21 protein-coding genes, 2 tRNA genes and 1 other RNA gene are annotated in these 21,364 nt (G+C 73.4%); 11 read left to right on the top strand and 13 right to left on the bottom strand.

The features are described 5' to 3' along the window. Window positions 1–20: 20 nt before the first annotated feature. Window positions 21–317, bottom strand: a complete 297-nt coding sequence (locus JYK04_RS21175) for a type II toxin-antitoxin system VapB family antitoxin (protein ID WP_030010424.1) — start codon at window positions 315–317, stop codon at window positions 21–23. 88 nt (window positions 318–405) lie between these two features. Between JYK04_RS21175 and JYK04_RS21170 the strand changes: the two genes are divergently transcribed. Together JYK04_RS21170 and opcA are read left to right on the top strand one after the other, a co-directional pair. Continuing rightward, window positions 406–2,025, top strand: a complete 1,620-nt coding sequence (locus JYK04_RS21170; RefSeq protein ID WP_189737686.1) for a helicase HerA-like domain-containing protein — start codon at window positions 406–408, stop codon at window positions 2,023–2,025. 20 nt (window positions 2,026–2,045) lie between these two features. After that, window positions 2,046–2,978, top strand: coding sequence for a glucose-6-phosphate dehydrogenase assembly protein OpcA (gene opcA / locus JYK04_RS21165; RefSeq protein WP_189737683.1), 933 nt, complete (start codon window positions 2,046–2,048; stop codon window positions 2,976–2,978). Here the strand turns inward: opcA and JYK04_RS21160 are convergent. Together JYK04_RS21160 and JYK04_RS21155 are read right to left on the bottom strand one after the other, a co-directional pair. Beyond that, a complete protein-coding gene (locus JYK04_RS21160) occupies window positions 2,927–3,400 on the bottom strand; it encodes a cupin domain-containing protein (RefSeq protein ID WP_189737681.1) in 474 nt (157 codons plus the stop codon). The genes opcA and JYK04_RS21160 overlap by 52 nt on opposite strands. Window positions 3,401–3,540: 140 nt before the next feature. Then, entirely contained in the window at window positions 3,541–4,143 is a 603-nt protein-coding gene (locus JYK04_RS21155; RefSeq protein WP_189737677.1) for an HhH-GPD-type base excision DNA repair protein, read from the bottom strand. 112 nt (window positions 4,144–4,255) lie between these two features. On the opposite strand from JYK04_RS21155, the gene JYK04_RS21150 reads away from it, so the two are divergent. The 3 genes from JYK04_RS21150 to JYK04_RS21140 all read left to right on the top strand — a co-directional run bounded on the left by JYK04_RS21150 (window position 4,256) and on the right by JYK04_RS21140 (window position 6,412). Further along, window positions 4,256–5,068, top strand: coding sequence for a VOC family protein (locus JYK04_RS21150; RefSeq protein ID WP_189737674.1), 813 nt, complete (start codon window positions 4,256–4,258; stop codon window positions 5,066–5,068). A gap of 125 nt (window positions 5,069–5,193) precedes the next feature. Then, complete coding sequence (locus tag JYK04_RS21145) at window positions 5,194–5,940, top strand: hypothetical protein (protein ID WP_189737671.1); 747 nt, start codon at window positions 5,194–5,196, stop codon at window positions 5,938–5,940. 124 nt (window positions 5,941–6,064) lie between these two features. Beyond that, a complete protein-coding gene (locus JYK04_RS21140; RefSeq protein WP_189737668.1) occupies window positions 6,065–6,412 on the top strand; it encodes a DoxX family protein in 348 nt (115 codons plus the stop codon). A gap of 33 nt (window positions 6,413–6,445) precedes the next feature. On the opposite strand, the gene JYK04_RS21135 is transcribed toward JYK04_RS21140, so the two are convergent. The 5 genes from JYK04_RS21135 to JYK04_RS21115 form a co-directional block, all read right to left on the bottom strand. Next, the gene (locus JYK04_RS21135; protein ID WP_189737665.1) at window positions 6,446–7,225 is read right to left on the bottom strand and encodes an ATP-grasp domain-containing protein; all 780 of its coding nucleotides are present in this window, start codon (window positions 7,223–7,225) and stop codon (window positions 6,446–6,448) included. A gap of 85 nt (window positions 7,226–7,310) precedes the next feature. Further along, window positions 7,311–7,487: a hypothetical protein gene (locus tag JYK04_RS21130; RefSeq protein ID WP_189737662.1), complete on the bottom strand. Its 177-nt coding sequence runs from the start codon at window positions 7,485–7,487 to the stop codon at window positions 7,311–7,313. Window positions 7,488–7,670: 183 nt separating this feature from the next. Further along, window positions 7,671–7,943: a hypothetical protein gene (locus tag JYK04_RS21125; RefSeq protein WP_189737660.1), complete on the bottom strand. Its 273-nt coding sequence runs from the start codon at window positions 7,941–7,943 to the stop codon at window positions 7,671–7,673. 22 nt (window positions 7,944–7,965) lie between these two features. Further along, on the bottom strand, window positions 7,966–8,586 hold the full coding sequence (locus JYK04_RS21120) for a DUF6313 family protein (protein WP_229875323.1): 621 nt from the start codon (window positions 8,584–8,586) through the stop codon (window positions 7,966–7,968). Between the two features lie 288 nt (window positions 8,587–8,874). Continuing rightward, window positions 8,875–8,962: transfer RNA gene (locus tag JYK04_RS21115), tRNA-Ser, on the bottom strand. A 107-nt stretch (window positions 8,963–9,069) separates the two neighbouring features. Here JYK04_RS21115 and ffs point away from each other — a divergent pair. The 6 genes from ffs (at window position 9,070) to JYK04_RS21085 (ending at window position 17,539) form a co-directional block, all read left to right on the top strand. Continuing rightward, window positions 9,070–9,168, top strand: an RNA gene (gene ffs, locus JYK04_RS21110) — signal recognition particle sRNA small type. Between the two features lie 76 nt (window positions 9,169–9,244). Continuing rightward, complete coding sequence (locus JYK04_RS21105; RefSeq protein ID WP_189737657.1) at window positions 9,245–11,422, top strand: DNA polymerase III subunit gamma and tau; 2,178 nt, start codon at window positions 9,245–9,247, stop codon at window positions 11,420–11,422. Between the two features lie 60 nt (window positions 11,423–11,482). After that, window positions 11,483–12,736 (top strand): phosphoribosylamine--glycine ligase, encoded by a 1,254-nt coding sequence (gene purD, locus JYK04_RS21100; RefSeq protein WP_189737654.1) that lies wholly within the window; start codon window positions 11,483–11,485, stop codon window positions 12,734–12,736. A gap of 287 nt (window positions 12,737–13,023) precedes the next feature. After that, entirely contained in the window at window positions 13,024–14,850 is a 1,827-nt protein-coding gene (locus JYK04_RS21095) for a M48 family metalloprotease (RefSeq protein WP_229875315.1), read from the top strand. 187 nt (window positions 14,851–15,037) lie between these two features. Beyond that, window positions 15,038–16,525, top strand: a complete 1,488-nt coding sequence (locus JYK04_RS21090; protein ID WP_189737652.1) for a N,N-dimethylformamidase beta subunit family domain-containing protein — start codon at window positions 15,038–15,040, stop codon at window positions 16,523–16,525. Window positions 16,526–16,633: 108 nt separating this feature from the next. Next, a complete protein-coding gene (locus JYK04_RS21085) occupies window positions 16,634–17,539 on the top strand; it encodes a phosphoribosylaminoimidazolesuccinocarboxamide synthase (RefSeq protein WP_189737649.1) in 906 nt (301 codons plus the stop codon). Between the two features lie 50 nt (window positions 17,540–17,589). Here JYK04_RS21085 and JYK04_RS21080 read toward each other — a convergent pair. The 5 genes from JYK04_RS21080 to JYK04_RS21060 all read right to left on the bottom strand — a co-directional run bounded on the left by JYK04_RS21080 (window position 17,590) and on the right by JYK04_RS21060 (window position 21,269). Next, a tRNA-Gly gene (locus JYK04_RS21080) sits at window positions 17,590–17,662 on the bottom strand. Between the two features lie 24 nt (window positions 17,663–17,686). Beyond that, on the bottom strand, window positions 17,687–18,298 hold the full coding sequence (locus tag JYK04_RS21075; protein WP_030009443.1) for a response regulator transcription factor: 612 nt from the start codon (window positions 18,296–18,298) through the stop codon (window positions 17,687–17,689). Beyond that, window positions 18,295–19,533 (bottom strand): sensor histidine kinase, encoded by a 1,239-nt coding sequence (locus JYK04_RS21070; protein WP_308431043.1) that lies wholly within the window; start codon window positions 19,531–19,533, stop codon window positions 18,295–18,297. The genes JYK04_RS21075 and JYK04_RS21070 overlap by 4 nt, the downstream gene beginning before the upstream one ends. 30 nt (window positions 19,534–19,563) lie before the next feature. Further along, complete coding sequence (locus JYK04_RS21065; protein ID WP_189737643.1) at window positions 19,564–20,325, bottom strand: ABC transporter permease; 762 nt, start codon at window positions 20,323–20,325, stop codon at window positions 19,564–19,566. Then, a complete protein-coding gene (locus JYK04_RS21060) occupies window positions 20,322–21,269 on the bottom strand; it encodes an ABC transporter ATP-binding protein (protein ID WP_189737640.1) in 948 nt (315 codons plus the stop codon). Before JYK04_RS21060 ends, JYK04_RS21065 begins: the two co-directional genes overlap by 4 nt. Window positions 21,270–21,364: the final 95 nt, after the last annotated feature.

Genomic DNA, 21,364 nt, shown 5'->3' with positions numbered 1-21,364 from the left:
GCGCAATACGGGCGAAGCCGTCAGTCCATCTCGAGGACGCGCGCGTGCAGCACCTGGCGCTGCTGGAGGGCGGCGCGCACGGCGCGGTGCAGCCCGTCCTCCAGGTAGAGGTCGCCCCGCCACTTCACGACGTGCGCGAACAGGTCGCCGTAGAAGGTGGAGTCCTCGGCGAGCAGCGTTTCGAGGTCCAGCTGGCCCTTGGTCGTCACGAGCTGGTCGAGCCGGACCGGGCGCGGCGCGACGTCCGCCCACTGCCGGGTGGTTTCCCTGCCGTGGTCGGGGTAGGGCCGTCCGCTTCCGATGCGCTTGAAGATCACACGGAAAGCCTACCGGGCCGGTGCGTGCGGGCGCAGCCTCGTGACGGCGGTGCAAAAGTGATGAACAGCGCTATTTCGGGAGTGAAGCATGAGCGAGAGCACCGACCCCGCCCCTCCGGCGGACCGGCCGGACCCGGCGGGCCCGGCCGGGGAGATCGCCGCCGGGTACGCGTTCACCGGACCCGCGCTCGACCTCGGGGCCCTCCTCTGGGACGGCGACTGCCTGCCCGACCGTCAGATCCGCATCCCCCTGGCGATGCTGGGCCGCCACGGACTGGTCGCCGGAGCCACCGGAACCGGCAAGACCAAGACGCTCCAGCTCATCACCGAACAGCTGTCGGCAGGCGGCGTCCCCGTCTTCCTCGCCGACGTCAAGGGCGACCTCTCGGGGATCTCGGTGCCCGGGACGGCGGGCGACAGGGTCGGCGAACGGGCCCGGGACGTGGCCCAGTCGTGGGAGCCCACCGGATACCCCTGCGCGTTCTACTCGCTGGGCGGGATCGGCCCGGGGATCCCGCTGCGGTCCACGGTCACCAGCTTCGGTCCGGTGCTGATGTCGAAGGTGCTCCAGCTCAACCAGACGCAGGAGCAGTCCCTCGGCCTGATCTTCCACTACGCCGACACCAAGGGCCTGGAGCTGATCGACCTCAAGGACCTGCGCGCGGTCGTCGCCTTCCTCGTCTCCGACCAGGGCAGACCCGAACTCAAGGGGATCGGCGGACTGTCCACGGTGACGGCCGGGGTGATCCTGCGGGCGCTCACCGCCTTCGAGCAGCAGGGCGCCTCGGAGTTCTTCGGCGAGCCCGAGTTCGACACGGGCGAGTTCCTGCGGACGGCCGCCGACGGGCGCGGCCTGGTCTCCGTACTGGAACTCCCGGCGGTCCAGGACAAGCCGCAGCTCTTCTCCACCTTCCTGATGTGGCTGCTCGCCGACCTCTACAACGACCTGCCGGAGGTCGGCGACCTGGAGAAGCCCAAGCTCGTCTTCTTCTTCGACGAGGCGCACCTGCTCTTCGACGGGGCCTCCAAAGCCTTCCTCGCGGCCATCACCCGGACGGTCCGGCTCATCCGCTCCAAGGGCGTCGGCGTCTTCTTCGTCACCCAGACCCCCAAGGACGTGCCGTCGGACGTCCTCGCCCAGCTCGGCAACCGGGTGCAGCACGCGCTGCGCGCCTTCGCCCCCGACGACGCCAAGGCGCTGAAGGCGGCCGTGAAGACCTTCCCCCGCTCCGCGTACGACCTGGAGGAGCTGCTCACGCAGCTGGGGACCGGCGAGGCGGTCGTCACCGTGCTCAGCGAGAACGGCGCCCCGACCCCGGTCGCGGCGACCCGGCTGCGGGCCCCGCAGTCGCTGATGGGACCGATCGCGGCGGCGGACCTGGAGCAGGCCGTGAAGTCCTCCCCGCTCTGGTCGCGCTACGCGGCGCCGGTCGACCGCGAGTCGGCGTACGAGAAGATCGGCGCCGAACAGGCCGCCGCGGAGGCGCGGGCGGAGGCCGCCGCGGCCGCAGCCGAGGCCGAGAAGCAGGCCGAGGAGGCGCAGAAGCAGGCCGCGCGGGCCGCGCGCAGCACCCCGAAGCCGGACCCCTCACTGGCCGAGCAGGTGGTGGGGAGCGGGCTGTTCCGCTCGCTGGCCCGGTCGATCGGGACACAGGTGGGCCGGGAGATCTCGCGCTCGATCTTCGGGACGGCGCGCAGGCGCCGGTGACGCGGTGACAGACTCGGTGCATGCGGACCGAACTCACCGACACCACGTCCAGCAAGGTCAACCGGGCCCTGCTCGAAGCCCGCCGGGCGATAGGCAGCCCGACCATGGGGCTGGTGCTGACCCTCGTCCTCGCCACCGACGAGGAGAACGCCTACGACGCCGTACGCGCGGCCTCCGAGGCCTCGCGTGAACACCCCTGCCGCATCATCGCGGTGATCAGACGGACCTCACGCGGCCCGCACAAGCTCCGCGCGGACCGCGTCGACGCCGAACTGCGGGTCGGCTCCGACGCCGGGACCGGCGAGATCGTGCTGCTGCGCCTGCACGGCGCGCTGACCGAGCAGGCCGGCTCGGTCGTCCTGCCGCTGCTCCTGCCGGACGCGCCGGTGGTGGCCTGGTGGCCGGCCGACGCGCCCACCGACCTGGCGCGGGATCCGCTGGGCGCGCTCGCGCAGCGCCGGATCACGGACGCGGCCGCCGCCTTCGACCCGGTCGGCGTGCTCGACGAGCGGGCCGCCGGCTACCAGCCCGGCGACACCGACCTGGCCTGGACCCGCCTCACGCCGTGGCGCTCGCTGCTGGCCGCGGCCCTGGACCAGAAGCCGCTGCCGGTGACCGGCGCGGCGGTGGAGAGCGAGCCCGACAACGCGAGCGCGGAGCTGCTGGCGCGCTGGCTGGAGGACCGGCTGGGGGTGCCGGTGGCCCGGGTGGCGACCGAGGGCCCGGTGATCACCGGGGTCAGCCTGCAGACCGCGGGCGGGGAGATCCGGGTGGACCGGCCCGCGGGCGTGCTGGCCACCTTGAGCCTGCCGGAGAGCCCCGACCGCAAGGTGGCCCTGAAGATCCGCAGCGGCGCCGAACTGATCGCGGAGGAACTGCGCCGCCTCGACGCGGACGTGGTCTACGGCTCCGCGCTGCGGCGGCGGCCGCTCCAGACGGGGCTCTCCGCGTAGTGGTTGTCGTAGGTCGCCGAGCTGTCCTTGATGTCCTGCACGGTGGCCTCGCCCGCGTTGACCCGGCCGAGGAGCCGGTAGTAGTCGAAGCGGCCCATGCCGGGGGTGAAGCCGACGAAGACGGCGGCGGTGTGGCCGGGGGCGGGGGCGAAGGCGTGCTTCACGCCCGGCGGGACCGCGATGAAGTCGCCGGCGCCCAGGGTGTGGATCTCGTCGTCGACGAGGATGTCGAGCCGGCCGGCGGTGACGTGGAAGAACTCGGTGGCCTTGGTGTGGAAGTGCACCGGGGCGCCCGCCGCACCCTCGTCGAAGGTGGCGGTGTTGCAGGTGAGCTCGGCAGTGTCGGTGAGCAGGGTGATGAGGCTGCCGGGGGCGTCGTGGATGGCTTCGGCGGTGGCGGCGCGGGTCGCGATCTCTGTCATGTCCACCAATCTACGATCTTGAGCGACCGAAATCAGGGGTCAATCGAAGGCCTGTGACGCCGGTCAATTCCGCGGCCGGTCCGACTGGGACCGGCCGGGGCCGACCGGGGCCCACCCGGACCCGCCGGGACCGGCCGGGATCACGAGCCGCCCGAGGCCTTGGCGGCTTTCGCGGCGGCCTTCATCTCCTGCTTGTGCGCCCGCACCTTGGCCAGGGACTCCGGGCCCGTGATGTCGGCCGCCGAACGGTAGACGTTGGCCTGGCCGTACCCGCCCGCGGCCTCCCGCCAGCCCGTGGGACGTACGCCGAACCGCTTGCCCAGCAGGGCGAGGAAGATCTGCGCCTTCTGCTCCCCGAAGCCCGGCAGCGCCTTGAGGCGCTTCAGCAGCTCCTGACCCGTGGCCGCGTCGGCCCACACCGCCTCCGCGTTCCCGTCGTAGTGCTCGACGAGGTACGCGCACAGCTGCTGGACGCGCGTCGCCATCGACCCCGGGTACCGGTGGACGGCGGGCTTCTCGGAGAGCAGGGCCGCGAAGGCCTCCGGGTCGTACGCGGCGATGGTGTGCGCGTCGAGATCGTCGGCGCCCAGCCGCTGGGCGATCGTCCAGGGCCCCGAGAACGCCCACTCCATCGGCACCTGCTGGTCCAGCAGCATTCCCACGAGTGCGGCGAGCGGGCTCCGGCCGAGCAGCGCGTCGGCCTCCGGCTGCTGTGCCAGCCGGATGGTGATGTCCTTGTCCATGGCTCCAGCGTCCCGCCTGGGCGCGCTCCCCGCGCGGTCGCCGCACCGCGCGCCTAGCGTGAGTACGACCGTCTACGACGACAGCAGGTACGAGACGAGGAGTCGATCGATCATGTCTGAGTTCCCCGAAGGCGCTCCGTGCTGGGTGGACGCGATGTTCGCCGACGTGGAGGGGGCCAAGACCTTCTACGCGGACGTGCTGGGCTGGACCTTCGGCGAGGCCAGCAGCGAGTACGGCAACTACACGCAGGCCTACTCCGACGGCAAGGCCGTCGCGGCCGTGGTCCCGCCGATGCCGGGGGCCGACGCACCCTCGCAGTGGTGTCTGTACTTCGCCTCGTCCGACGCGGCGGCCACCGCCGAGAAGGTGACGGCCAACGGCGGCGAGGTGCTGATGGGCCCGATGCAGGTGGGCGCCTTCGGCACCATGCTGATCGCGAAGGAGCCGAGCGGCGCGGTGTTCGGCGTCTGGCAGCCGGGCGAGCACAAGGGCTTCGAGAAGATGGGCGAGGCGGGCTCGTACGCGTGGGCGGAGGTCTTCACCCGGGACCCGGCCAAGGCGGACGCCTTCCTGCCGAAGGTCTTCCCGTACGGCGCCCAGCAGATGGACCCGGGCGAGGACCCCGAGATGGCCGGCATGGACTTCAAGGTCTTCAGCGTCGGCGGCGCCGGGAACCCGGTGCTGGGCCGGATGAAGATGAACGACGACTTCCCGCCGGAGGTGCCGCCGTACATTCAGGTCTACTTCGGGGTGCCGGACTGCGACGATGCGGTGGCGAAGACTCAGAAGCACGGCGGGAAGCTGCACTTCGGTCCGATGGACAGCCCGTTCGGCCGGTTCGCGGCGGTCACGGACCCGCAGGGCGCCGCTTTCGCAGTGATCGACATGTCGACAACAGTGGGTGAGATGCCGAGCTTCGGCTGAGCGCCGCCCCTGCCGTGTTGCCGGACTCGGCGACACGGCAGACTGCCCCCGGCACACGGGTTCCAGCTGCACGGGGGCGGATTTCGATGAGACACGGGACGATGGCGGCCGCCGCGGGATGCGCGGTGGCGATTCTCGCGACGGGAGCGTGCACCCTGCCGCCCGCGCCGGCGCTCTCGCCGCCCGCGGTCCCGGCGCAGCCCGCAGCGGCGCCGTCGTGGACACCGCCGGCGCCCGCGGCGTCGTCGTCCGTGCCGCCGCCCGCGGCACCTTCCCCGTCGGCGTCCGAGCCGCCGCGCGCGTCGGGGTCGTCCGGGCCGTCGGGATCGTCCGGGCCCGCGGAGCCGGTCGGGGACGCGAGGGTCACGGCCGCCGACGACCGCCTGCTGGAGGCCGCCCGCGCGGACTCCGGGGCCCGTGTTCCGGACGACGGATCCGTCATCGTGATCCACCGCGAACCGGCGGGCGACGCGGGCGAGCTCGCCTGGCTGCCCGACGATCGGAACTACTGCCTGGCCGTCGTCCGTGACGCCCGCGCGAGCACCACCTGCAACCCCTTGCCGACGTCCTGGGCGCGGATCGGGATCCGGCTGGTGACCGAGGGCGTCCGGTACCACGAGGGGCCCACGGTCTACTTCGCCGTCGTGGACGGCGGCCACGCCCCGTACGGGTACACCGGACCCGGGCCGCAGAGCCCGGGCATGGGCCCGGTCCGCGATGCCACGGCCGCTTTCGCCTCGGGCCGGACGCTGAGCCTGCTCACGTACGAACGTCCCGGCCGCCAACTCTCGCCGGGCGACCGGGAGATCTGCAGCGCGGACAACGCCGTCTGCTTCCCGGCCCTCGACGTCTACGTCCCCGGCAGCCCCTGAGCGCGGGCGAAAGTTTTCCGCGCGGCCTGTCACATCGGTGCGGCGGGGCGGGTCAGAGGAGTGAAGCAGGCGGGAGACAGACCGGAGCGAGTCCGCACCGGCGCCCGCCCGAGAGGGAGCTCGGATGTCCACCACCGCTGTTGTCTTCGCCCTGGTCGGCGCGTTCATGGTCGGATTCTCGGCGGCTTCGATGTTCCTCGGGGCGAAGTGGGTCGTGGAGCCGCTGGCCGAGTACGGGGTTCCGCGCTCGTGGTGGACCTGGCTCGCCACCGCGAAGGCGGCCGGCGCGGTGGGCCTGGCGGTGGGTGTCTTCGTCCCCGCGATCGGCATCGCGGCGGCGATCGGGGTCGCCCTGTACTTCGCGGGCGCCGTGATCACGGTGCTGCGGGCGAAGTCCTACGCCCACGTGGCCTTCCCGGTGATCTACGCGGCTCCGGCGGTCGTCGCCCTGGCCCTCGGCTTCACCGGCTGAGCGGAGCGGGGGAGGCCGGCCCGGGGCCTCCCCCTACGGGGTCACGTACGGCAGGTCGGCGGCGCGCACGCGGTGCAGCGGTCCGGCCGCGCGCAGGACCACGTCCAGGACCGCCTCGGGCCGGGCGGCGTAGCTGTGCGAGAACCACGGCATGTTGGCCTCGACCACGGCGTACCGGCCCGTCGCGCCGACGAGGCCGACGTCGACGGTGACGGCGCTGGGCAGGTCCGTGCCGGTCGCGGAGAGCAGCGCGGCCGCGAAGCCGCGTACGTCCGCCCCGTGCGCGTCCTCGTCGAGGGGGGCGGGGTCCAGGCGCCCGTGGACGGCGTACCGGCTCCCGGCGGCGATCTCCCCGTCGAGCAGGAACAGCCGGTACTCGGCGGCGAAGTCCACCACCTCCGAGACCAGCACGGGGGTGGCGGCGGGCAGGGACCGGGGCAGCGGCGCGCCGGGCCCGTACACGGCGGGCGGGAAGGACTTCTCGCGCGGCGGCTTCACGAACGCCGGCCGTCCGGAGCCGGCCAGTTCCCGCGCCGCCCGGCCCAGGGTGGTCAGCTCGATCCGACGCCCCGTGAACCGCTCGGGCAGCCGCGTGAGCCAGTCGTCGGGCGGTTCCAGCAGCCCCAGCCCGAGCGTCCCGGCCACCCGCGCGGCGGCGTGCGGACCACCGCACCAGTGCACGGCCCGGCCGGCCAGTTCGCCGAAGCCGGGGCCGAGGGCCCGGACGGCCATCCCCCGGCGGGCGGCTGCCTCGGCGAGCAGCCCGGCCGTGGCGGTCGGCCGGGCCGGTATCAGAAACACCTCGTCCGTCATCGGGCCATTGTGGCGCGGGTGTTCCGGCCGTCCTGCGGGCCGAGGCACCCCCGCCCCGGCACGCAGCCGCCGACGACCGCGGTCTTCAGCGGGGGGCTCCCGAGGCCTCCAACTGTCCGTCCCGCCCGGCGGGAAGACCGGTCTGCCTGCTCCGCAAGCGCTGGTCGCAGAGGTGGGCCAGGCCCGCGAGTGCCGCGGCGACCGCACCGAGGACGGCGAAGGAGACAGCGGGTCCGCCGAACTCCAGGGAGGTTCCGGCCAAAGGCGACCCGATCATGCCGGTCGGGCGCCGCGACCCGGGAACGCCGAAGGACCCGGCCGCTGAGCGGCCGGGTCCTTCGGGCAGGTCAGACGGAGTGCGCGTACGTCGGTGAACGGTGGCGCCCGTCGGTGCACCGGACGAAGACCAGGACGGTGAGCGGCTCGGAACGCACGCGGTTCATGGTCAGCCCCGCCGTGACGGCGCACGCCAGGTCCGTTCGGCGGCACTCATTTCGACGGCCGCAGTGACGTCGCCCGGCAGTTGCCTCTCCTGGGATGCCCGGGCCAGATCGATGTACATGAGCGCGGCGGCCGAGCTGCCGAGCTGAGTTCCGTGACCTTCGACTCCCCAGCGGGCGAGGTGACGTGCCCCCTCGTCCAGGCCGTCCTCGGGGGCGGTGGGAAAGATTTCGCGCAGGGCGGCGCGAGCGATCTCCACGGCGCTTCGTGTCTGCATCGTCAGGGTCCTTCCTGAGGGGTCACGGGTGGTCGGTGCGCGCGGTGCACACGAGGCACTTGTCCTGGTAGCCGGTCATCCACATCACCGCGCGGGCGAAGCTCTCGGCGGATTCGAGCGCCTCGGTGCGGTCCAGTTCGGCGAGGTCGACCGTGCAGAGCACGTCCCGGACCAGGACCTCCCAGTGGTCCTGGGCCTTCTTCCAGTCTCCCCGGTGGGCCCGCCTCACATAGCGGTCCAGGAACTCCTGGTCCTCGGCGCTCTTCAGGTGCAGCGACTCGAGAAAGGTGATCCTTCCCGGCAGCTTGAGCCGGCGGCCGAGGCCCCTTTGCTGAAAGAGGTGATTGGTGGCGATCTCCTTGACCCGCTGCATCCGGGCGGCGATCACATGACCGGCCACTCCACCGATGAGGGCGGGCACCAGCAGCCAGCCGAGTACCGATGCGACCCACGACGACACGTGCGCGGGCGGATCGATGAGCGTGAACGTCCTGTAGATGCCGCTCCAGCCCTTTTCGGACCGCCTGGCACCGAACACCCAGACGACCCCGATGAGCAGGGCGATCGGTATGCCCCAGTCGATGAACCACTGTGTGACGCCCGACAGTGCCTTGCGCGAGCGGAACGTACGCCGTATCCACACCGCCACGGACTGCCCGGGCAGCGGTGGCAAGGACGGCGGCAGAGGCGGTTGAGATGGTGGTGGCAACGGAGGCCCTCCAAGGAGGCGACAGGGGCTCGGTCACCGCAAGTGACGCCTTCGTGCGGCCCGTGGTTGCCTCCTCCGACGGAGACTTGCAGGAACCTCGGGATCCTCCGGCCGGTGCGGGTCGGGCCCGCTGGGCGCGAACGCGGACCATCACGACCGGACAACGTCGAAGGGCCCCACCGCAAGCGGTGGGGCCCTTCGACAACGTGCCCGGTGAGGCACTGGCGGAGGATACGAGATTCGAACTCGTGAGGGGTTGCCCCCAACACGCTTTCCAAGCGTGCGCCCTAGGCCACTAGGCGAATCCTCCGCCGCAAACAATACAAGACGTTGAGGGGTGCTCGCGAACGTGATCGTCGGGCGGAGGGCCGGTCGGGGTCCGGCTCGATTCCGGGGCCTTCCATCCGCTAGGGTGGGGCCAGCCCCTCACGTGGCGCTATCTCACCCAACTCCCCCAGGGCCGGAAGGCAGCAAGGGTAAGTGGGCTCTGGCGGGTGCGTGGGGGGCGCTTTGCGTTCCGGGCGCCGTACGGGATGGCCCGCGGGGCTTCGGCGGGCCGCTGATGTCGGTGGGCCCGGATAACCTCGTATACGTGTCGTCCCTTGCGCTGTACCGCCGCTACCGCCCCGAGTCGTTCGCCGAGGTCATCGGGCAGGAGCATGTCACTGCCCCGCTGATGCAGGCCCTGCGGAACAACCGGGTCAATCACGCGTACCTGTTCAGCGGGCCGCGCGGCTGCGGCAAGACCACCAGTGCGCGCATCCTCGCCCGGTGTCTGAACTGTGAGCAGGGTCCCACCCCCACCCCCTGCGGGGAGTGCCAGTCCTGCCGGGACCTGGCCAGGAACGGGCCGGGGTCCATCGACGTCATCGAGATCGACGCCGCCTCGCACGGTGGCGTGGACGATGCCCGTGACCTGCGCGAGAAGGCCTTCTTCGGGCCGGCGTCCAGCCGCTACAAGATCTACATCATCGACGAGGCCCACATGGTCACCTCGGCGGGCTTCAACGCCCTGCTGAAGGTGGTCGAGGAGCCGCCGGAGCACCTCAAGTTCATCTTCGCCACCACGGAGCCGGAGAAGGTGATCGGGACCATCCGGTCCAGGACGCACCACTATCCCTTCCGGCTCGTGCCGCCCGGCACCCTGCGGGAGTACCTGGGCGAGGTGTGCGGGCGCGAGGGCGCCAAGGTCGAGGACGGCGTGCTGCCGCTGGTCGTGCGCGCCGGTGCCGGGTCCGTGCGTGACTCGATGTCCGTCATGGACCAGCTGCTGGCCGGCGCCGCCGACGACGGTGTGACGTATGCCATGGCCACCTCGCTGCTCGGCTACACCGACGGCTCGCTGCTCGACTCCGTCGTCGACGCCTTCGCCGCCGGGGACGGGGCGGCCGCGTTCGAGGTCGTCGACCGGGTCGTCGAGGGCGGGAACGACCCGCGCCGGTTCGTCGCCGACCTGCTGGAGCGGCTGCGCGACCTGGTGATCCTGGCCGCCGTGCCGGACGCCGGGGAGAAGGGGCTGATCGACGCCCCCGCCGATGTCGTGGAGCGGATGCAGGCCCAGGCGTCCGTGTTCGGGGCCGCCGAGCTGTCGCGCGCCGCCGATCTGGTCAACAGCGGGCTCACCGAGATGCGGGGCGCGACTTCGCCGAGGCTGCAGCTGGAGCTGATCTGCGCCCGGGTGCTGCTGCCCGCCGCCTTCGACGACGAGCGGTCCTTCCAGGCCCGGCTCGACCGGCTGGAGCGCAGCGGCCCGCCCGCCGCCGCGGCCTTCGACGCGCCGCCGGCCGCCGCGCCCGCCATGGGGTACGTGCCCGGGCCCGAGACGCATGCCATGGCGCCCGCCGGTCCCGGTGGGGGTGCGGCCGCCGTGCGCGCCGCCGCCCCCGCGCCGACGCCCGCGCCCGCCCCGGCCCCGGTGCAGGCTCCCGAGCCGGTCCAGGCCGCCCCGGCCCCCGCACCTGCCCCCGCCGCTCCGGCCGCCCCCGCCCCCGGCGCATGGCCCGGCGCCGCGCAGCCCGGGAGCGGCGCGCCCGGTGCCTGGCCCGGCGCCGCGGCACCGGCCGCCGCGGGTGCCTGGCCCGGCACGGGCGCGTCCGCCGCGGCCCCCGCTCCCGCGCCCGCCGCCCAGGCCGCCGCCCCCGCCCCGGCCGCCGCTGCCGCCGCGCCCTCCCCCGGCATGGCCGCCGGAGCCGGGCAGGTGCAGGCGATGTGGCCCGGCGTGTTGGAGGCCGTCAAGAACCGCCGCCGCTTCACCTGGATCCTGCTCAGCCAGAACGCCCAGGTCACCGGCTTCGACGGGACCACCCTCCAGCTGGGCTTCCCCAACGCCGGAGCCCGCGACAACTTCGCCAGCAGCGGCAGTGAGGACGTCCTGAAGGCGGTCCTGGCCGAGCAGTTCCAGGTCAACTGGAAGATCGAGGCCGTCGTCGGCGGCGGAGCCCCGGCCCCGGTCCAGCCCTCCTCGTACGGCTCCTCGTACGGCGCCCCGGCCGCGCCCGCCCCCGCCTACAGCCCGCAGTCGGCCCCCGCGCAGCAGCAGGCGCCCGCCCCGCAGGCCCCTTCCGCCCCGCAGTACACGCCGCAGCAGCCGCCCCAGCAGTCGGCTCCCGCCCCGCAGCCCCCCGTACAGCAGGCGCCCCCGCCGGTCGCTCCCGAGGACGACTTCGCGGAGGAGGACGATCCCGACCTCGTCGAGAGCGCACTGACCGGACACGACCTGATCGTTCGCGAGCTCGGAGCCACCGTTGTGGAGGAATACACAAATGAGTAACCGGTCCTGATTGGGTGGCCGCACGAAGACGACCGCTCGGTCCCGGCTAGGCTGAGCAGCGTGAAGGTCCTCGTCATCGGCGGCGGCGCCCGCGAACATGCCCTGTGCCGCTCTCTGTCCCTCGACTCCGCCGTCTCTGCGCTGTACTGCGCTCCCGGCAACGCCGGCATCGCCGAGGTGGCCGAACTCCGCCCGGTCGACGCCCTCGACGGCGGCGCCGTAGCCGCTCTCGCCACCGAACTCGAAGCCGACCTGGTCGTCGTCGGACCGGAGGCCCCGCTGGTCGCGGGTGTCGCCGACGCCGTGCGCGCCGCCGGGATCCCCGTCTTCGGCCCGTCCGCCGAGGCGGCCCGGCTCGAAGGCTCCAAGGCCTTCGCCAAGGACGTGATGGCCGCGGCCGGGGTCCCGACCGCGCGCAGCTACGTCTGCACCACCCCCGAAGAGGTGGACGAGGCGCTCGACGCCTTCGGCGCCCCGTACGTCGTCAAGGACGACGGCCTCGCCGCCGGCAAGGGCGTCGTGGTCACCGAGGACCTGGCCGCCGCCCGCGCGCACGCGCTCGGCTGCGACCGGGTGGTCATCGAGGAGTACCTCGACGGGCCCGAGGTCTCCCTCTTCGCCATCACCGACGGCGTCACCGTGGTCCCGCTCCAGCCTGCGCAGGACTTCAAGCGCGCCCTGGACGGCGACGAGGGCCCCAACACCGGCGGCATGGGCGCGTACTCCCCGCTGCCCTGGGCCGACCCGAAGCTGGTCGACGAGGTCATGGAGCTGGTCCTCCAGCCGACCGTCGACGAGCTCCGCCGCCGCGGCACCCCCTTCTCCGGGCTGCTCTACGCGGGCCTCGCGATCACCAGCCGCGGTACCCGCGTCATCGAGTTCAACGCGCGCTTCGGCGACCCCGAGACCCAGGTCGTCCTGGCCCGGCTGCGCACGCCGCTCGCCGGCGTGCTGCTGGGCGCGGCCAAGGGCACCCTGGACGCCGTACCCCCGCTGGTCTGGCGCGAGGACGCGGCCGTCACGGTGGTCATCGCCTCCCACAACTACCCGGAGACCCCCCGCACCGGGGACCCGATCGAGGGTCTGGCCGAGGTGGCCGCCGAGGACGGGCCGGACGCCTACGTGCTGCACGCCGGGACCCGGCACGAGGGCGACGCCGTGGTCAGCGCGGGCGGCCGTGTGCTGTCGGTGACGGCGACCGGTTCCGACCTGGCGCAGGCGCGCGAGAAGGCGTATAAGGCGGTGGCGCGCATCCGTCTCGACGGCTCGCAGCACCGTACGGATATTGCGGCCAAGGCGGCCGAGGGCCGCTGACCAGCGGCTCCGCAGACCCGCGGGCCCGGTGCGCATCTCGTGCGCCCGGGCCCGCGGGCATGTCCGCGTGCGACTGCATCCGGCCGCGTTCGAACGCATCCACCTTTACCCAAAGCCATTCCATCGGGTGATCGTCCCGCCGTCTGCCTGACGCCCGCGCGTGCCCCAACTAGGGTGCGGCGCAAGCATTCCGGCACTTGGCCCACCGGCATTGCGATGTCAGTGGCGGGTGTCACAGTGGGGGAGTGAGCAACGTCGCCGCAGGGCAGAGGGGGTGAGGTCCGGCCGTGTCCGGAACCGGTTCGATCATGGAAGCGGGCGTACCGTCCGCGCGTTCCCGCGCTCTGGCCGTGCTGCGCGTGCGCAGCAGGGCCTCGGCCGTCGGGCTGCTGCCCGCCGCCCTCGCGGTGGTCCTGGTGGCCGCCCGGGCCACGGGGCGGCTGGCCGGTGATCCCTGGCCCACGGTGACCCTCGTCGTGTGCGTGGTCGCCGCGGTCGTGCTGCTCGTCGGCGGTGCCTTCGCCGCGGTGGTGCTGCGGGCGAGCCCCGCCGTGACGCCGACGGTGCCCCTCTCGGAGGCCGCCGCGCCCGATCTCTACCGGCTGGTGCGGGACCTGGCCGACCGGATGGACGTGCCGCCGCCCTCCGCGATAGCCCTGACGCCGGACTGCGACAGCTGGCTGGAGGACCGCAGCCACGCGGCCCACCGCCGCGGCGCCGCCCGCGTCTTCGGCACCGGGCCCGGACCCGTCGGGCCGGAGTCCGAGCCGGGCGCCGCCCCGGTGCTGGTGATCGGCTCGCCGTTCCTGTGGTGGATGCGGGTCGCGGAGCTACGGGCGGTCCTCGCGCCCGTCGTCGCCGGTACGGGCCCTTCCGCGCACCCGGACATAGCCGACGCGCGCGGCTTCGTACGCGGTCTGGACGCGGCCGTGGACGTGGGCGGCCGGCGCGGCCTCGGCTGGATCGCGCCGCCGGCCCGGCTGCTGCTGCGGCTGTGCCGGACGGACGCCGCCGAGATGGAGCGCGGGGTGGCCGCGGCCGCCTCGGAGCGTGCACAGGGTGTGGACTACGGGCTGCGCATCGTCGCCCAGGAGCAGGTCGGCCTCGCCTACGCGGGCTGGGACCGGCTGCTGACCCGGGTCGCGCTGCCCGCCTGGCGGATGGGCCGCTGGCCCGCGCACCTCGACGCCGGGGTGGTCTCCGCGCTGACCGAGCTGTCCCGGCGGGACCGGCTGGCCGAGGGGTTCACCTCGCGGCTGGGCGAGCGCCCCGCCTGCGACCTGCTGGAGCAGCCCGGGCTGATCGACGAGGCGACCTCGCTGCTGGCCGCGCGGCTCTTCCACGGAGGTCCGGCCGAGGCCGGGCCGGACTGGTCCCCGGTGGACTGGGCGGCGTATCCGGAGGAGGTCGTGGACCGCAAATGGCGGACGGAGGCGGCCCGCCTGCACGCGGCGCTGGACGCACTGGCCGTCCCGGCGGGGCTGCCCGCGGGCCCTTCGGGCTCCCCCGCACCGGCCCCGGCGCCCCCTCCGGCCGCCCCCGCGGCCCGGCCCGGCTCCTCGGGCTCCTCGAACTCCAAGGGCTCCTCGAACGCGAAGGGCTCCTCGGGAGCGGCCGGAGCGGCGGGCCCCGCCACGCTCGCGGCCGCCGACTCGCCCTCCCCCACCGCGGACGCCTTCGCCGGGCCCACCCTGGAGCGGGTGCTGCGCCACCTCACCGACCTCGGCGGCGGGGGCGCGGCCGGCGAGGCGCTGGCCGGCCGGATCACCGGTGAGCTGGCCCGCGAGGAGCGGGCCGCCGGACCGGCCGCCGGGGCCGGGAAGGCGCGCGGCGCGGACACCGTCCCGCTGTTCCCGCTCCAGCCGCCGCGCAGTGGCCGGGACCTGCTGGCCGACCACGTCACGGCGATGGTGTGCTGCGCGGCCGTGGATTCGGCCGGGGCCACCCCGGGGCTGGACTGGCTCGACGGTCCGGTCCTGCTGGTCGGCGGCGACCGCCGCTCCGACCTGGCGCCGCGCGTGCTGTGCCTGGTCGAGGAGGGGAACCCGGAGCCGCTGCGGGACTGGCTCTCGGCCCTCGGCGTCCGCCCGGAGAAGCCGGTCCGCCTGGTCTGAGGCGGTGTTCCGATCACGTCAATTCGCGACGAACAGTGACGGACTGCGTGCGTTATGTGATGTGCTGGGACCGGTCGCGGCCGGCGGTCCCGAATCGGATGCCGGGAAACACCGTTTCAGCTCGGCCAGGAGCCGCGTACCGAGGCGATGCACGCCCGTTCGGGGGGATCGAGGGAGGGGAGCGGTCATGGGTGCCGACCAGATCCGGCGTTGGGAGTCAGGTGCGCTCGCGCACGCGGTGTCCGACCCCTTCGGACAGGGCCCCCTGCCCTGGTTCCGGGGCAGTGAGCTCTACTTCGACGACACCGGCCACGTCGTCCCCTGGTACGTGGACCCGGCCGCCGCGGCCGCCGGCACCGGCCAGATCCCCCGCGCCCGCGGCAACGGCGGTCCCCGCACCGCCGACGACGTGCACCGCCAGATCAAGGGTTTCGCCTCCACCGGCGGCGTGGCCCCCGGTGAGGCCATCGACTTCCACATCACCGTCGACCCGCCCCAGCAGTTCTCCGTCGACGTCTACCGGATCGGCCACTACGGCGGCGACGGAGCCTCCAAGATCACCACCAGCCCGCGGCTCTCCGGCATCGTCCAGCCGGCCCCGCTCGCCGCCGACCGCACCGTCTCCTGCCACCACTGGTGGCTGTCCTGGCGCCTGCAGGTCCCTTCGTACTGGAGCGTCGGCGCGTACGTCGCCGTTCTCACCACCGCCGACGGCTACCGCTCCCACATCCCCTTCACGGTCCGCGACGACCACCCCGCCGACCTCCTCCTCCTGCTCCCCGACATCACCTGGCAGGCCTACAACCTCTATCCGGAGGACGGCCGCAGCGGCGCCAGCCTCTACCACGCCTGGGACGAGGAGGGCCGGCTGCTCGGCGAGCAGGACGCCGCCGTCACCGTCTCCTTCGACCGCCCCTACGCGGGCGCGGGCCTGCCCCTGCACGTCGGCCACGCCTACGACTTCATCCGCTGGGCCGAGCGCTACGGCTACGACATCGCCTACGCCGACACCCGCGACCTGCACGCCGGCCGCGTCGACCCGACCCGCTACCGCGGCCTGGTCTTCCCCGGCCACGACGAGTACTGGTCGGCCCCCATGCGCCGCACCGTCGAGCGCGCCCGTCGGCACGGCACCTCGCTCGTCTTCCTCTCGGCCAACACCATGTACTGGCAGGTCGAGCTCGGCCCGTCGCCCTCCGGGGTCGACGACCGGCTCCTCACCTGCCGAAAACGACGCGGCCCGGGCCGCCCCAGCCTGTGGCGCGAGGTCGACCGCCCGGAGCAGCAGCTGCTCGGCATCCAGTACGCGGGCCGGGTCCCCGAACCGGCCCCCATGATCGTGCGCAACGCCACCCACTGGCTCTGGGACTCCACCGGCGCGGGCGAGAACGACGAGCTGCCCGGCCTGGTCGCGGGTGAGGCAGACCGCTACTTCCCGCGCACCCAGCTCCCCGAGCACCAGGACCGGATCCTGCTGGCGCACTCCCCGTACCTCGACAGCGAGGGCCACCGCCGCCACCAGGAGACCTCCCTCTACCGGGCGCCCAGCGGGGCGCTGGTCTTCGCCTCCGGCACCTTCGCCTGGTCCCCGGCGCTCGACCGCCCCGGCCACGTCGACGAGCGCGTGCAGCGCGCCACGGCCAATCTCCTCGACCGGATCTGCAAGCACGACTGACCCGCAGCGGACCCGCCGCGGACCCGGGGCCGGACCACCCCGGTCCGCCTGAGCGGGCCCGGTGCGCGAGAATCGGGGTGCGCTCATACAGATCTACAGGGAGACCCCGTGTCCGGATTCGTCGAAAAGCCCGAGCCGGTTCAGGTTCCGGGCCTCGTCCACCTCCACACCGGCAAGGTGCGCGACCTCTACCGTGACGAGGACGGCCGCCTCGTCATGGTCGCCAGCGACCGCATGTCCGCCTTCGACTGGGTGCTGCCCACCGAGATCCCGGACAAGGGCCGCGTCCTGACGCAGCTCTCCCTGTGGTGGTTCGACCAGCTCGCGGACCTCGTCCCCAACCACGTCATCTCCACCGACCTGCCCGCCGGCGCCCCCGCCGACTGGGCCGGCCGCACCCTGATCTGCAAGAACCTCGACATGGTCCCGGTCGAGTGCGTGGCCCGCGGCTACCTCACCGGCTCCGGCCTCGTCGAGTACGACCAGACCCGCACGGTCTGCGGGCTGGCCCTCCCCGAGGGGCTCGTGGACGGCTCCGAGCTGCCCGCCCCGATCTTCACCCCGGCCGCCAAGGCCGCCGTCGGCGAGCACGACGAGAACGTCTCCTACGAGGAGGTCGCGCGCACCGCCGGCCCCGAGACGGCGGCGCTGCTGCGCCAGACCACGCTCGCCGTGTACAGCCGCGCCCGGGAGATCGCGCGCGAGCGCGGGATCATCCTGGCGGACACCAAGTTCGAGTTCGGTTTCGACCCGAAGGACGGCACCCTGGTCGCCGCGGACGAGGTGCTGACCCCGGACTCCTCCCGCTTCTGGCCGGCCGACGCGTGGGAGCCGGGCCGCTCGCAGCCCTCCTTCGACAAGCAGTACGTCCGCGACTGGCTGGCCTCCCCGGCCTCCGGCTGGGACCGCAAGGGCGAGCTCCCGCCGCCGGCCCTGCCCGCGGAGGTCGTGGAGCGGACCCGCGCCAAGTACATCGAGGCCTTCGAGCGCCTCACCGGCCAGTCCTGGTCGTAGGGACGAGAGAAGCCCCCCGGTCCGAGGACCGGGGGGCTTCTTCGTTACAGAGCGGACAACGCGACTCGAACGCGCGACATCCACCTTGGCAAGGTGGTGCTCTACCAACTGAGCTATGTCCGCAGGTGCGCCGTAACGCGAGAACTACTATACCCAACCTCGCTCGCGGGCGAGACGCACTGCCGTGTGCCGGTTCTCGGCGCCCAGCTTCGTCGCCGCCGAGGACAGGTAGTTCCGTACCGTCCCCTGCGACAGCGAGGCGCGCTCCGCGATCTCCGCGATCGGTGCCCCGTCCGCCGCGAGTTCGAGCACCTCCGCCTCCCGGGCGGTCAGCGGCGAGTCCCCCGCGCTGATCGCGTCGGCCGCCAACTCCGGGTCCACATAACGGCCTCCGGCGTGCACGGTCCGGATCAGTTCGGCCAGCCGCTGCGCCGAAACGGTCTTCGGGGCGAAGGCCCGCACCCCCGCCGCCAGTGCCCTCTTCAGGTGCCCGGGACGGCCATGGCTGGTCACGATCATGGTCTTGCAGCCGGGCAGTTCGGCCCGCAGGGATGTGGCGACACTCACACCGTCCGCCCCCGGCATCTGCAGGTCCAGCACCGCCACGTCCGGCCGGTGGGCCCGCGCCATCGCCAGCGCCTCGGGGCCCGAGGCCGCCTCCGCGACGACGAGCAGGTCGTCCTCCAGCGCGAGCAGCGCCGCCAACGCGCCCCGGATCAGATGCTCGTCGTCGGCGAGCAGTACGCGTACGGGGCTCACGCCCGCACCTCCAGTTCTTGCAGTCGTCGGTCCGGTATCTGTGCCAGCAGCCGGAAGCGGCCGTCGCCGACCGGCCCCGCCTGCAACGTCCCGTCCAAGGCCGCGAGTCGCTCCCGCAGCCCGGCCAGCCCCGAGCCCGGCGGCCCGGCCGGGGCCTCGGGCGCCCCGTCGTTCTCCACCACCAGCGTGACGGAGCCCGTCTCCGCGGCGGTCAGCCGGATCAGGCAGTGGTGCGCGTCCCCGTGCCGCAGGATGTTCGTCGTCGCCTCCCGCACCACCCAGCCGAGGGCCGACTGGACCTCGGACGGCAGCTGCCTGCCCGGCGCCGCCAGGAAGTCCACGCGGCAGTCCATCCCGGCCGCGCCGAGCACGCCGCGCGCGCCTTCCAGTTCCACCGCGAGGTCCGCCTCCCGGTAGCCCCGCACCACGTCCCGTACCTCACGCTGGGACTCCTGGGCGATCCGCTGCACCTCGATCATCTGCTCCACCGCTTCCGGCCGTTCGCGCCGGGCCAGCTGTATCGCCAGCTCGCTCTTGAGCGCGATCACCGCCAGGTTGCGGCCCATCACGTCGTGCAGGTCGCGGCCGAACCGCAGGCGCTCCTCCGCCACCGCGAGGCGTGACTGCACCTCGCGGGCCCGGTCGAGCTCGTGGACGGTCCTCAGCAGCCAGGCCGAGAACCCGCTGGTGGCGGTGAAGAACAGGCAGCACAGCAGCACCCCGAGGAAGTACCCCAGAGCATGTGCGGCCGGGAGGCCCAGGGCGAGCACCGTCACCCCCGTCCCGGTCGCCGCGACCGGGGCGACGTACCGCATGCTCCGCACCGATTGCATGCAGAGCACCAGCGATCCGGTCGTGAAACAGGTGAGCCCCAGCACCAGCATCGGAGCCAGCGCCGGCTCGTCGATCTTCCCGGCCGCCTTCAGGGCGAGGATTCCCAGGACGGCCGCGGCCGTCAGGGAGGCGGTGGTCACCGCCGACCGGGTGGGGCGTTCGCGCCGCCCCACCACCCAGGTGAGCGCCTGGGAGGCGAGCACCCCGCACAGCACCGCATGGGCGCACAGCAGCAGGAAGAGCGAGAGGGGCAGCGCCAGGTCGGAGGGGTCCTCGGCGGCGGCGCCCAACGCCGGCAGTCCGAACGACGTGATCTCGATGAGCACGAACAGGTGGAACGACCACCGCGTGTACAGCTCGACCTTCCCCGCACTGCTGCGGTTCTTCCACCACCCCGTCATCTTCGACACGGTTCCCGTCCCCCGACTCGCCTACCGGCGCGGTTCCCAGCGGAACCACCGCGGAACAGCAAACACGGAGTTGACCGTCCAGGCCAGCGTGACCAGGGAGGCCCCCACCAGGTCCGCGTCCCCCGCACCGCTCCACCCGGCCCGTACGAGGGTCATCACGCCGCTCAGCGGCAGCAGTTCGCACAGCGAGGCCACCACGTCCGGCAGCGCGTCCGCCGGGAGGAACAGCCCCGAGCCGAGCGCGGTCGCCAGGAACAGCGGCAGCGTGGTGAGGCCCGCCGTCTCCACGGTGCGGGTGACGGAACTGACCAGCGCGGACAGCCCGGCGAGCACCACGATGCCGGCGAGGACGGCCACGGCGAGCAGCAAGGGGTTCCGCGGCATGGGCACGTCGAGGACGGCCGCTCCGGCCACGGCGAGGACGATGATCTGCCCGAGCGCCAGGACGGCGGCGGGCAGGGCGGTCCCGGCGATGATCTCCAGGTCGGTCGCCTCGCCCGTCCGGAGCCGCTTGAGGACGAGCTCCTCGCGCCGGGCGACGTAGGCGGACACCAGGTTCATGTGGACGACGAGGATCAGCACCATGCCGATCCCGCCCGTCAGGGTCGCCACGCCGACCGCCTCGGCGCCCTCGGCCCCGCTCAGCGAGGAGCGCAGGATGAACACCATCAGCAGGGGCATCAGGACGGCCAGGCTGAGCGCCGCCCGGTTGCGCACCAGCAGGGTGAGCTCCGAGCGGCCGAGCGCGGTGAGCCGGCCGGGGTTCAGGGTGAGCATGGTCATCGGGTCCCCGCCTTCGCGTCGTCCTCGGTGCGGCCGCCGGCGGTGCGGCGGTTCTCCGCGATCTCCAGGAACGCCTCCTCCAGGGAGGCGGACCGGGCGTCGAGTCCGGCCAGTTCCACGCCGTCCTCCCGGGCCCAGCCCAGCAGTTCGGCCAGGTCGGCCTGGAGGTGCTCGGTACGGATCTCCACGCGCTGCCCGTAGGCCGCTGCGCGCAGCCCCAGCGGGAGCCGGGCCGCTGGCACCCCGGCCGGCAGGGTGAAGCGGATCCGGGCCGGCCGGGTGGCGGTCACCTCGGCCGGGGTGCCGGAGAGGACGAGTTCCCCCTCGTGGAGGATGGCGAGGCGGTCCGCGAGCTCCTCGGCCTCCTCCAGGTAGTGCGTGGTCAGCAGCACCGTGGTGCCCTGCTCGCGCAGCTCCCGGACCAGCGCCCAGGTGTCCCGGCGCCCCTCCGGGTCCATTCCGGTGGTCGGTTCGTCCAGGAAGAGCACCTCGGGCCGGCCGAGCAGGGCCAGCGCCAGGTCCAGGCGCCGCCGTTCACCGCCGGACAGCTGTTTGACGCGTACGGAGGACCGTGCGGCCAGGCCGACCAGCTCCAGCACCTCCGCCGCCGGGCGGGCGCCCGTGGTGACCCCGCTCCACATCCGGACGGTCTCGGTCACCGTCAGGTCGGAGGGGAAGCCGCCCTCCTGGAGCATGACCCCGGTGCGCGGGCGGACCTCGGCCCGCCGCGTGTACGGATCGAGCCCGAAGACGCGCACCTGGCCCTCGCTCGGCGCGGCCAGCCCCTCCAGCAGTTCGACGGTGGAGGTCTTGCCCGCGCCGTTCGTGCCGAGCAGGGCGAAGATCTCCCCCCGGGCCACGGAGAAGGAGACGCCCCGTACGGCCTCGAACCCTCCGGTGTAGCCGCGGCGCAGGCCCTCGGCTTCGATCACGGTGTCAGTCATGATCCAAGGCTCGCGGCGCCGGGGCCGGGCCGGCAGTGCGCGCTGTCACCGCCGCCGATGACATTTGTCAGGGGGCCTGCGCCCCGGGTGCCGGG

This window comes from Streptomyces nojiriensis (genome assembly GCF_017639205.1).
Lineage (GTDB): Bacteria > Actinomycetota > Actinomycetes > Streptomycetales > Streptomycetaceae > Streptomyces > Streptomyces nojiriensis.
Note: the sequence above shows the minus strand (reverse complement) of the source record. Positions and strands in the feature narration are given on the sequence as shown.

Excerpts from the sequence above, each read along its gene's own strand:
- JYK04_RS21170 (WP_189737686.1), top strand. The coding sequence starts at position 406 with ATGAGCGAGAGCACCGACCCCGCCCCTCCGGCGGACCGGCCGGACCCG.
- opcA (WP_189737683.1), top strand. The coding sequence starts at position 2,046 with ATGCGGACCGAACTCACCGACACCACGTCCAGCAAGGTCAACCGGGCC.
- JYK04_RS21160 (WP_189737681.1), bottom strand. The coding sequence starts at position 3,400 with ATGACAGAGATCGCGACCCGCGCCGCCACCGCCGAAGCCATCCACGAC.
- JYK04_RS21155 (WP_189737677.1), bottom strand. The coding sequence starts at position 4,143 with ATGGACAAGGACATCACCATCCGGCTGGCACAGCAGCCGGAGGCCGAC.
- JYK04_RS21150 (WP_189737674.1), top strand. The coding sequence starts at position 4,256 with ATGTCTGAGTTCCCCGAAGGCGCTCCGTGCTGGGTGGACGCGATGTTC.
- JYK04_RS21140 (WP_189737668.1), top strand. The coding sequence starts at position 6,065 with ATGTCCACCACCGCTGTTGTCTTCGCCCTGGTCGGCGCGTTCATGGTC.
- JYK04_RS21135 (WP_189737665.1), bottom strand. The coding sequence starts at position 7,225 with ATGACGGACGAGGTGTTTCTGATACCGGCCCGGCCGACCGCCACGGCC.
- JYK04_RS21125 (WP_189737660.1), bottom strand. The coding sequence starts at position 7,943 with ATGCAGACACGAAGCGCCGTGGAGATCGCTCGCGCCGCCCTGCGCGAA.
- JYK04_RS21090 (WP_189737652.1), top strand. The coding sequence starts at position 15,038 with ATGGGTGCCGACCAGATCCGGCGTTGGGAGTCAGGTGCGCTCGCGCAC.
- JYK04_RS21070 (WP_308431043.1), bottom strand. The coding sequence starts at position 19,533 with ATGACGGGGTGGTGGAAGAACCGCAGCAGTGCGGGGAAGGTCGAGCTG.
- JYK04_RS21065 (WP_189737643.1), bottom strand. The coding sequence starts at position 20,325 with ATGACCATGCTCACCCTGAACCCCGGCCGGCTCACCGCGCTCGGCCGC.
- JYK04_RS21060 (WP_189737640.1), bottom strand. The coding sequence starts at position 21,269 with ATGACTGACACCGTGATCGAAGCCGAGGGCCTGCGCCGCGGCTACACC.